This is a genomic window from Zavarzinia sp. (genome assembly GCF_049306435.1).
Taxonomy (GTDB): domain Bacteria; phylum Pseudomonadota; class Alphaproteobacteria; order Zavarziniales; family Zavarziniaceae; genus Zavarzinia.
The window spans coordinates 1-9134 of record NZ_JBAQRT010000218.1 but is presented as its reverse complement, the minus strand read 5'-3'; the positions used below and the strand labels follow the sequence as shown (position 1 = coordinate 9134).

The window sequence follows — 9134 nt, the reverse complement described above, 5'->3', positions numbered from 1 at the left end:
GGCCTGATGCTGCACCTCGGCACCGCCCGTCTCGACCTGCCGGCCCTGCCGGCCGCGGCCATCGCCTTGCCCGAGATGGCGCCGCCGGAGACGGCGCCGGCCCTGCCGCATGAGGTGCTGTGGCCGGAGGCGATCCGGCGCTTCACGACGATCGACGCCGCGACGGGGCGCACCGCCCTGACCATCGAGACGCGGCGCCAGGCGACCCGGCTCGGCGAGCTGTCGTTCCACACCGAAGGCCACGAAGTCTTCTCGATCCTGCCGGACGATCCGGGCAGCGCCCATGTCGCCATCACCCGGCGGATGCACATGGACCGCCCCGGCTGGGCCATCCGGCTCGAGACTTTCGCCGAGGTCGGCGTGGACGCGGGGCGTTTCACCCTGCACTGCCGGCTCGACGCCTTCGAGAACGACGCCCTCGTGTTCAGCCGGTCATGGCGCCAGGCTTTCGACCCGGCGCCATTGCCCGTGTGACGGCGAGCCTCAGCCGCGCCAGCCCGGGCTGGCGCGGTCGAGCAGGCGCAGCATGGCCGGCCACATGCGATGGCCGGCGCGCGGCGGATCGAAGCTGCTGGTGTACTGCCGCTCGGTCTGGGCGATCAGTTCGGCCGAGGGCGTGACGAAGGGGCGGCCGGTCGCCAGCACATCCATCTGCACCCGGCAGGTCTGTTCCAGATAATACATCAGATAGAAGGCGGCGGGGATGGTCTGGCCCACGGTCAGCAGGCCGTGGTTGCGCAGCACGAGGCCCAGCTTGCCCTGGATGTCGGCGTCGAGCCGCGGCCCTTCGTCGAGATTGAAGGCGACCCCTTCATAATCGTGATAGCCCATGCGCCCGGCGAATTCGATCGCGAACTGGTTGATCGGCAGCAGCCCGTCCTCGAGGCAGGACAGGGCGACGCCGGCACGGGTATGGGTGTGAACCACGCAGTTCACATCCGGCCGCGCGGCCAGAATCGCCGAATGGATCACATAGCCCGCCGCATTGGCGCCGCCGATGTCTTCCAGATCGCGGATCGGCATCTTCACCAGGCTATCGGGCGTGATCTCGTCGAACATATAGCCGAATGGATTGATCAGAAATGCATTCTCGCCCGGAACTCGTGCCGAGGCATGGGTATAGATCGTGTCATCCATCCCGAAATGGGCAAGAAGACGGTAAAGGGCCGTCAGGTTCAGTCGTGCCTCTTCTTCATTGGTGACTTCAATGAAGCTGGCGACTTTATCCTTTACTTCCATCATACGCTCCACAACTATTGGATCAGGACTTGTAACAAGGCTTACCCGGGAAAGATCGCCGAGATGACGTTTTCAATCGTGGCCCGCTGCGCGCGGACCGGCCGCCTGGGCGTGGCCGGCGCCACCTCCAGCATTGCTTTTGGCGGGCGCTGTCCCTATGGCCGCAGTGGCCTCGGCGTGGCGGTGACGCAGAACCGCACCGATCCCACCATCGGCCCGCGCGCGCTCGATCATCTGGCGCAGGGGCTCGATGCCGGCGCGGCCCTGGCCGCCACCATGGCCGAGACGGTTCATCCCGAATGGCGGCAGGCGGCGGTGATGGATGCCGCCGGCCGCATCGCCAGTTACAATGGAGCGCGCTGCAGCGGCCTTCATGCCGAAGCGCGCTGCGACACGGCGGTGGCCCTTGGCAATATCCTGGCCGATGTCGGCGTGCCGGCGGCGATGATCCGGGGTTTCGAGGCCACGGAAGGCGCACTGGAAGACCGGCTGATCGCCGCGCTCCGCGCCGGCCTTGCCGCGGGCGGCGAAGTGAAACCCCTGCGGTCCGCCGCCATGATCACCGTCGGCACCGATCCCTTCCCGGACAGCAACCTGCGCATCGACAGCGCCGATGATCCGATCGGCGCGCTGGCGGCGCTGTGGCGGCAATGGCGCGTCATGGCGCCGATCTGCCGCTTGTGGGCCTATGATCCCGGCGCCGCCTGACGGGGGAAAGGCCCCCTGAACATGGGCGGCGGCCATGGGGTCAGGCCGCCCCGTCGTCTTCGGCGGCGGCGGTGACCCGGTCCTGTTCCGCCATCCGCACCACCCTTGCATAGGCGACGCGCAGATGATCCCGCATGGCCATCTCCGCCATGTCCGGGTTGCGCGAGCGGATGGCGGTGGCGATCAGCGTGTGATCGTCAACGGCTTTCCGCGTGTCGCTCGGGGTGTAACGCTGGAGGATATGGGGGCTGGCGAAAATCTCGCGGTAGTCGCTGATCAGCCGCTCCAGCCGGGGCGCATGGGCCGCCTTGGAAATGGTCAGATGGAATTCGCTGTTGATCTTGGCCCGGCCGAGGACATCGGAGCGGTCGGCCAGCCGGCTGGCCTCGGCCAGGGCGATGATCGCATCGATCTCGGCGTCCGAGGCGCGCATGGCGGCGAGGCGGGCGGCGCAGCCCTCGATCGACTCGCGGATGTAATAGATATCGAGGAATTCCTGGCTGGGATCGACCACCTCGATCCCCGTGCCCTTGGCGCCGATCCGCACCAGGCCGTCCTGCACCAGACGCGCGAAGGCATCGCGCACCGGGGTGCGGCTGACTTCCAGCAACTGGGCGATGGCGACTTCGGTCAGCCGCGCACCCGGGGCGAATTCGCCCTGGATGATCGCCGCCCGTAGCCGTTCGTAAGCCTGCGCGGAACTTGTCTTGGCGCTCTGGATGCGCCAGCCGTCCGCCTTGATTTCACTCATGCAGCCTCCCCCTTGCTGGCAGTCTCGGCGGGGCCGTCGAGCCCCGCGACGCGCCGCGCCCGCCCCAGCGAATCGTCACGATCATATGTCGCATAGAGTGCCGCTTCCTGAGCGAAAATCGGCGTTTCCGCGAACAGTTGGTAGGCCTGGGTCCGCCCGGCGTAACCCGAGGCGCTGAGTTCCCGCGCCAGGTGCAGCGCCCTGATGCGGGAAATCGCGTCGCAATCGCCGCCCTGGAAGAACTTCAGGATATCGGCCCGCGAGGTGGGATCGGCCAGCATCGCCTCGTCCGGCAGCATGACCGCCTGGCCGCCGACGATCTCGCGCAGCAGATGGACCATCTGGTTGTAGGACTGGGAGCAGAAGATACGCCCGGCGTTCTGGATCGCCTGATTGGGCATGACATAGCCCGAGCGCGTCGTCTCGCAATCGGCTTCCGCCGCCAGCAGGAAAGCCTCGATCGCCTTCTTGTGCATCATCAGCTGGCTGATCTTGGAACGGACGGGCGGAATATTGGCGGTGCCCGACTGTTCGGCGACCAGCAGCGCCGTGCCGACCAGAAGATCGGCCTTGGCCAGGCAGCGGGTCAGGTAACCCTGCGCCGCCCAGCGGGTGAATTCGCTGCGCATCAGGGCGGCCAGTTTCGGCTGGCGGCTGAAGATCACGTTCTCCCAGGGCACCAATACCTTGTCGAAGACGATCAGCGTGTCGACTTCGTCGAAATTGGCGGTCAGCGGGTATTCGAAGCTGTTGGCCTTGCCGCCGCCGCCGGCATATTGCGGCATCCGGCAGATGTGGCGCACGCCCGGCGCGTTCAGGGGCACGATGCAGGAGACGGCGTAATCCCGGTTCTCCTCGATCCAGGCGCCCACCGTAGGCTTGATGAAGGCGACATGGGCATAGGGCGCGCCGGTCTCGAACTTGGCGCCCGAGATGACGATGCCGGCGTCGGTCTCCTCGATGACGCGCAGATAGAGATCGAGATCCTTCTGCTGATAGGGCTGCTTGGCGCGGTCGCCCTTCGGATCGGTGTTGCCGCTGGTCATGAACAGATTCTCGCGCTGCAGGCGGTCCAGCCAGCGGGCGCTGTTCTCGGCATAGCGGGTATCGAAGGCATCAAGGAGGTCGCGCCGGTCCTGGATGACGAAGAGCGGCGTCACCGTCTCGTCGCCGAAACGGTCCATGGTCGGGCAGACCCGGTCGAGGATGAGGCTGGTCATCTTCCGGCGCAGGATCAGATCCTCGCGGCTTTCCGGGATCTTGTAGAAGCGCGAGCCTACCCCGCCATCGGCGAGGGGGAAGGTCATCACGTCCCTTGTCGCGGGGTCTTCGTGCAGGTCGTAGATGCGGGAGATCGCCTCGACCATGGGCGCGAAGGCGGGATGCGTCGCCACATCCTCCACCTTCTCGCCACTGATCCAGACCTGACGGCCGTCGGAAAGGCTGCGCCGGTATTCGGCCCTGGTCATCAATCCCATGCTTCTCGTTCCCGTATCAATACGCTTCCACCCCGTGTCGGCGCGTCACGCGCAGGCACGCCGCCATCACATCCGATTGATGATCTTGTAACCGTAGCCGTTCTTGCCCTCGGCCCCGCCGGTATAGGTGAAGCTGTGCCTGTCGAAGACCGTGTCCCAGCGCTTCGCCAGGATGGCGTCGTCCGGCACCACGTCGATCGGCCGATAGGCGTGGTGTTCCTGCCCTTCGGTGATGAAGGGCGAATTGTCGATCGTGTTGTAGGTGCAATGCATGATCGTGCGCGGCCTGTCGGACGGATTGCCCGACGAGGCGTGCAGGATATTGCCGTGGAAGAAGCAGACGTCGCCGGGCGACAGTTCCGCCGGCACCGTCGGCAGCTGCTTCTGCAGCAGCGCGAGCCGGACCGGATCGCAGCCGATCGCCTCGCCCACCTGGACATGGTTGATGCGGCCCACCCGGTGGGAGCCCTTGACCAGCTGGACGCAGCCGTTGGCGGTCGAAATCTCGTCGACCGCGATCATGGCGGTCAGCATGTCGGGCCACAGGCAACCCTCGTCGTACCAATAGGGATAGTCCTGATGCCAGTCCCAGCGCCCGACCGAATGGGGCCGCTTCAGCGACAGTTTGGAATGCCAGTGATAGACCGGCTTGCCCAGCAGGGCGGCGGCGCCGGCCACCAGGCGGGCCATGCGCGGCACCATGCCGACATAGTCATCGGAATGGTCGGTCCAGCCGATCACTTCCTGCGCGTTGCCGTCACTGTCGGCGACCGCGCGCAGGCGCCCGCCCAGCGATGGGTCGGCGACACAGGCGTCATGCAAAGGCGCGATCTCCTCGGGCGAGAAGAAACCCGGCACGATGACGAAGCCGTCACGCTCGAACAGCGCGACCTCATGCGGGCCGAGCGGCTTCGAGGTCGCGGGGATCGGCGAATCTGACGGCGCTGCCTGGGCGGAAGACATTGAAGGGACTCCATTGCAACCAACGAACATGGTGGATACTGTACACAGAGTTCAGCGCCATGCAATAGTCTCCCGATCGAACAACCCGGTCCTGTTGCCTGATTTTTGCCGAAAGTGCCGTGATGCCGTCTTCCTTCCCCTCCTGCCTGCGCCTGCTGGCGCTCCGTCCCGCGTCCCAGGCGTCGGCCTATCAGGTGACCGCCGAGAAGATGGCGGCGGCCTTCGGTCGCTCGACCTCGCCGCTGCCGCTCTATGAATTCCGCCTCATCGCCCCCGATGATCCGGAGATGGAAGCGGCCCTGGCGCGGGCGGATGTCCTGATCGGCTCCAGCGTTCCGACCAGGGTCGTCGCCGCCACCCGGGGCGCCCTCGGCCTGATCCAGCTGACCTCGGCCGGGGTCGACCATCTGCTGCCGCTGGACTGGCTGCCGGCCGGGGTGGAATTGACCAGCGCCAGCGGTGTTCACGGCCCCAAGGTGATGGAATGGGCGATGATGACCCTGCTGATGCTGCATGGCCATCTGCCCCGTTACGCGACCGCCCAGCGCCGCCATGAATGGAGCCCGCGCGAAAGCTCGACCATCGCCGGGCGGCGCCTGTTGGTCTTCGGCACGGGCGGCATCGGCAAGGCCGTGGCCGACGCGGGCCGCGTCCTCGGCCTCGTCGTCACCGGCGTCAACCGTGGCGGCGCGGTGGCGCCGGGCTTCCAGCGCGTGGTGCCGACGCTGCTGGCGGCCGAGGCCCTCGGCGAGGCGGATTTCGTCGTCCTGGCGATGCCGCTGACCCCCGAGACCCGGGGCATGATGGACCGGGACGCTTTCGCCCGGATGAAGCCGGGCGCCGGTTTCGCCAATTTCGGCCGCGGCCCCCTGGTCGATCAGGAGGCGCTGGCCGCCGCCCTCGAATCCGGCCATCTGGGCGGGGCCGTGATCGACGTCGCGACGCCGGAGCCCTTGCCGGCGTCGTCGCCCCTATGGGCGGTGCCGGGCCTGATCATCACGCCCCATGTCTCCTGCGACGACCCGGAAACCTATATCGACCGCACCCTCGACATTCTGGTCGGCAATCTTCACCGGCGGGCCGCCGGCCTGCCCCTGATGAACCGGATCGACCGCCAGCGGGCCTATTGACGAGCAGGGGGGCAGCCGCCGATGCACAAATTTAAGGCGGCGTTCTTCTACTGCAAATTTCTGGTGCAATCGAATTATTGTGGTGTACGGTATACACAAATGATGCCCCTTGAGACCGAACCCTTCATGCGCCTTGCCTCCGATCCATCGAACAGCCCCCAATCGGCCGCCACGCCGGTGCGCGGCCCTTGTTTCCCCGGGGGGCTCGCGTGATCTGGTATACAGCGCAGCGCCTTCTCTGGTCGGTTGCGGTGATGACCATCACCATCTCCGTCCTGTTCTGCCTGATCTATGTGATCCCCGGCGATCCGGTGTCCATGGCCCTCGGCCCCCGCGCGACCGAGGCCATGCGCAGCGAGCTGATGACCCGCATGGGTCTCGACCGGCCGGTGCTGGAACAGCTCTGGCGCTTCATCGCCAATGCTTTCACCGGTGACCTCGGCACCGACATGTGGAGCCGGCAGCCGATCTCGCGGATCGCCCTCGGCGCGCTGCCCCACACGCTGCTGCTGGCGACGCTGGGCATCGGCTGGGCCGCGCTGATCGGCATTCCGCTCGGCTGCTGGACCGCCCTGCGTCGCGACGGTCTGGCCGATCGTTTGCTGGGCGTGTTCTCGGCGGTGACCATCGCCCTGCCGTCCTTCGTCGTCGCGATCTACGGCCTGCTGATCTTCTCGGTCCAGCTCAAGTGGTTGCCGGCGCTGGGCGCGGGGGCGGCGGGCGATATCGCCGATCAGGCCCGGCGCCTGATCCTGCCCTCTTTCGCCATCGGCCTTGGCTGGGTCGGCTTCCTGGCCCGGATGGTGCGGGCCTCGATGATCGAGGTCCTGTCCGAGAACCATATCCGCATGTTGCGCGCCTTCGGCCTGCGGGAATCGCGCATCGTGCTGCGCTACGCCCTGCCGATCGCCGTCATTCCCACCGTGACCATCATCGGCATGGGCTTCGGCAGCCTTCTGTCCGGCGCGGTGCTGATCGAGATCGTCTTCAACCGGCCGGGCATCGGCAAACTGACCTATGACGCGGTCATGTCGCGCAATTTTCCGCTGCTGACCGGCTGCGTTCTAGTGACCACGGCCTGCTACGTGCTCTGCACCGTCGCCGCCGATCTGATGGTAGCCCGCCTTGACCCCCGCATCCGCAAATCCCTCTAGGCCCGGCGCGATGAGCACGCCGTCCTCGCCTCGCCGCGCCGCCGCCTTCATGCACGCCCTGGTCGCGCATCCCTCCGGGGCCTTCGCCAGCGTCTGCGTCGGCTTCCTGGTCCTGGTCGCCGTCTTCGCGCCGCTGATCGCGCCTTACGATCCGACCGCCATCGACATCCTGGCCCGGCTCCAGGGGCCGAGCCTCGCCCATCCGCTCGGCACCGACCAGCTGGGGCGGGATGTCCTGTCGCGCATCATCTTCGGCACGCGGACGGCGCTTCTCGCCTCGACCGTCGCCCTTGGCGCCTCGGTCGTCCTCGGCACGCTGTTCGGCCTCATCGCCGGCTATGGCCCCCGCCTTCTCGACAAGCTGCTGATGCTGGTGTTCGATTCGATCAAGTCGCTGCCCCTGCTGATCATGGCGCTGGCGCTCGGCGCCGTGCTTGGTCCCAGCCTGACCACGGTGATCATCGTCGTCATCATCTTCACCATGCCGGCCTATGCCCGGCTGGTGCGCAGCCAGGCGCTGGTGCTGAAACAGTCCGAATATGTTCTCGCCGCCCGGGCCATGGGCGCGCCGATCACCCGCGTCATGTTCCGCCATATCCTGCCCAACCTGTTCGGCCCGCTGATCGTCCTCGTCTGCATGGATGTGACCATGGTCATCACGGTCGAATCCGGCCTGTCCTTCATCGGCCTCGGCACCCAGCCGCCGGCCCCCAGCTGGGGCAGCATCCTGAACGACGGCTTCTCCTTCATCCGCCAGGGCAGTTTCCTCGTCATCGCCGCCGGCCTGCCCATCGTCGTCGCCACCATCGGCTTCAACTTCCTGGGCGAAGCGATCCGCGACATTCTCGATCCGAAATCGGGGAGCCGGTCATGAGCGCCGCCGCCGCCCTCCTCGAGATCGATCATCTGTCGATCGGCTACGCGACGCCGCGTGGCACGGTGCAGGCCGTGCGCGATGTCAATCTGACCATCCGGCGGGGCGAAGTCATCGGCCTCGTCGGCGAAAGCGGCTCGGGCAAGTCGTCGCTGGTCTCCTCGATGATGGCGCTGCTGCCGGACAATGCCGCCGTCGACGGCCGGCTTCGCTTCGAGGGCACCGACATCGTCGCCCTGCCGGAAACCGGCCGCCGCCAGCTTCGCGGCAATGGCATCGCCGCGATCTTCCAGGACCCGTTCACCGCGCTCAATCCCGTGGTGACCATCGGCGACCTGCTGGTCGCGGTCCAGCATCACGACCATGGCGCCGGCACGCGGGAAAAACGCCGCCGCGCCACCGAGATGATGGCCCGCGTCGGCATTTCCGATGCCGGGCGGCGCCTCCGCCAATATCCCTTCGAGCTGTCGGGCGGGATGCGCCAGCGCGTCGCCATCGCGGCCGCCCTTCTCACCCGTCCCACCCTGCTGATCGCCGACGAGCCGACCACCGCGCTCGATGCGACGACCGAGGCGCAGATCATCGATCTCCTGCGCCGGAACCGTTCGGCGGTCGATGGCGCCATCGTCTTCGTCACCCATCACCTGGGCCTCGTCGCCCAGCTGTGCGACCGGGTGGCGGTGATGTACGCGGGCGAGATCGTCGAGACCGGCCCGGTCGGCGCGGTCTTCGCGAACCCGCGCCACCCCTATACCAGGGCCCTGATCGCCTGCGAGCCGGCCCTGATCCGCGCGGCGACGCGGCGCCTGCCGACGATCGGCGGCGCCCCGCCCGACC

9 protein-coding genes and 1 pseudogene are annotated in these 9134 nt (G+C 67.1%); 6 read left to right on the top strand and 4 right to left on the bottom strand.

The annotated features are described in order from the left end of the window. Window positions 1-474 (top strand): annotated as a pseudogene (locus WAZ62_RS12890) (hypothetical protein); the annotation flags it as partial. Window positions 475-483: 9 nt separating this feature from the next. On the opposite strand, the gene WAZ62_RS12885 reads toward WAZ62_RS12890, so the two are convergent. Continuing rightward, window positions 484-1239, bottom strand: a complete 756-nt coding sequence (locus tag WAZ62_RS12885; RefSeq protein WP_422643951.1) for a class II aldolase/adducin family protein — start codon at window positions 1237-1239, stop codon at window positions 484-486. Between the two features lie 63 nt (window positions 1240-1302). Between WAZ62_RS12885 and WAZ62_RS12880 the strand changes: the two genes are divergently transcribed. Next, window positions 1303-1947, top strand: coding sequence for a DUF1028 domain-containing protein (locus WAZ62_RS12880; protein ID WP_422643950.1), 645 nt, complete (start codon window positions 1303-1305; stop codon window positions 1945-1947). Between the two features lie 40 nt (window positions 1948-1987). Here the strand turns inward: WAZ62_RS12880 and WAZ62_RS12875 are convergent, their stop codons facing one another. The 3 genes from WAZ62_RS12875 to WAZ62_RS12865 form a co-directional block, all read right to left on the bottom strand. Beyond that, entirely contained in the window at window positions 1988-2698 is a 711-nt protein-coding gene (locus tag WAZ62_RS12875) for a GntR family transcriptional regulator (RefSeq protein ID WP_422643949.1), read from the bottom strand. Then, complete coding sequence (locus tag WAZ62_RS12870; RefSeq protein ID WP_422643948.1) at window positions 2695-4167, bottom strand: 4-hydroxyphenylacetate 3-hydroxylase family protein; 1473 nt, start codon at window positions 4165-4167, stop codon at window positions 2695-2697. The genes WAZ62_RS12875 and WAZ62_RS12870 overlap by 4 nt, the downstream gene beginning before the upstream one ends. A gap of 75 nt (window positions 4168-4242) precedes the next feature. Further along, window positions 4243-5139 (bottom strand): phytanoyl-CoA dioxygenase family protein, encoded by an 897-nt coding sequence (locus tag WAZ62_RS12865; RefSeq protein ID WP_422643947.1) that lies wholly within the window; start codon window positions 5137-5139, stop codon window positions 4243-4245. A gap of 122 nt (window positions 5140-5261) precedes the next feature. On the opposite strand from WAZ62_RS12865, the gene WAZ62_RS12860 reads away from it, so the two are divergent. From WAZ62_RS12860 to WAZ62_RS12845, 4 genes are all read left to right on the top strand, one after another. Further along, a complete protein-coding gene (locus WAZ62_RS12860) occupies window positions 5262-6269 on the top strand; it encodes a D-2-hydroxyacid dehydrogenase (protein WP_422643946.1) in 1008 nt (335 codons plus the stop codon). A gap of 209 nt (window positions 6270-6478) precedes the next feature. Next, on the top strand, window positions 6479-7423 hold the full coding sequence (locus WAZ62_RS12855; protein ID WP_422643945.1) for an ABC transporter permease: 945 nt from the start codon (window positions 6479-6481) through the stop codon (window positions 7421-7423). Between the two features lie 10 nt (window positions 7424-7433). Then, window positions 7434-8297, top strand: a complete 864-nt coding sequence (locus tag WAZ62_RS12850) for an ABC transporter permease (protein ID WP_422643944.1) — start codon at window positions 7434-7436, stop codon at window positions 8295-8297. Next, the coding region (locus WAZ62_RS12845; RefSeq protein WP_422643943.1) for an ABC transporter ATP-binding protein at window positions 8294-9134 on the top strand (841 nt) is incomplete at its 3' end. The genes WAZ62_RS12850 and WAZ62_RS12845, both read left to right, overlap by 4 nt.

Coding starts and splice junctions, on each gene's coding strand:
- WAZ62_RS12850 (WP_422643944.1), top strand. CDS start 7,434: ATGAGCACGCCGTCCTCGCCTCGCCGCGCCGCCGCCTTCATGCACGCC.
- WAZ62_RS12860 (WP_422643946.1), top strand. CDS start 5,262: ATGCCGTCTTCCTTCCCCTCCTGCCTGCGCCTGCTGGCGCTCCGTCCC.
- WAZ62_RS12865 (WP_422643947.1), bottom strand. CDS start 5,139: ATGTCTTCCGCCCAGGCAGCGCCGTCAGATTCGCCGATCCCCGCGACC.
- WAZ62_RS12870 (WP_422643948.1), bottom strand. CDS start 4,167: ATGACCAGGGCCGAATACCGGCGCAGCCTTTCCGACGGCCGTCAGGTC.
- WAZ62_RS12880 (WP_422643950.1), top strand. CDS start 1,303: ATGACGTTTTCAATCGTGGCCCGCTGCGCGCGGACCGGCCGCCTGGGC.
- WAZ62_RS12885 (WP_422643951.1), bottom strand. CDS start 1,239: ATGGAAGTAAAGGATAAAGTCGCCAGCTTCATTGAAGTCACCAATGAA.
- WAZ62_RS12875 (WP_422643949.1), bottom strand. CDS start 2,698: ATGAGTGAAATCAAGGCGGACGGCTGGCGCATCCAGAGCGCCAAGACA.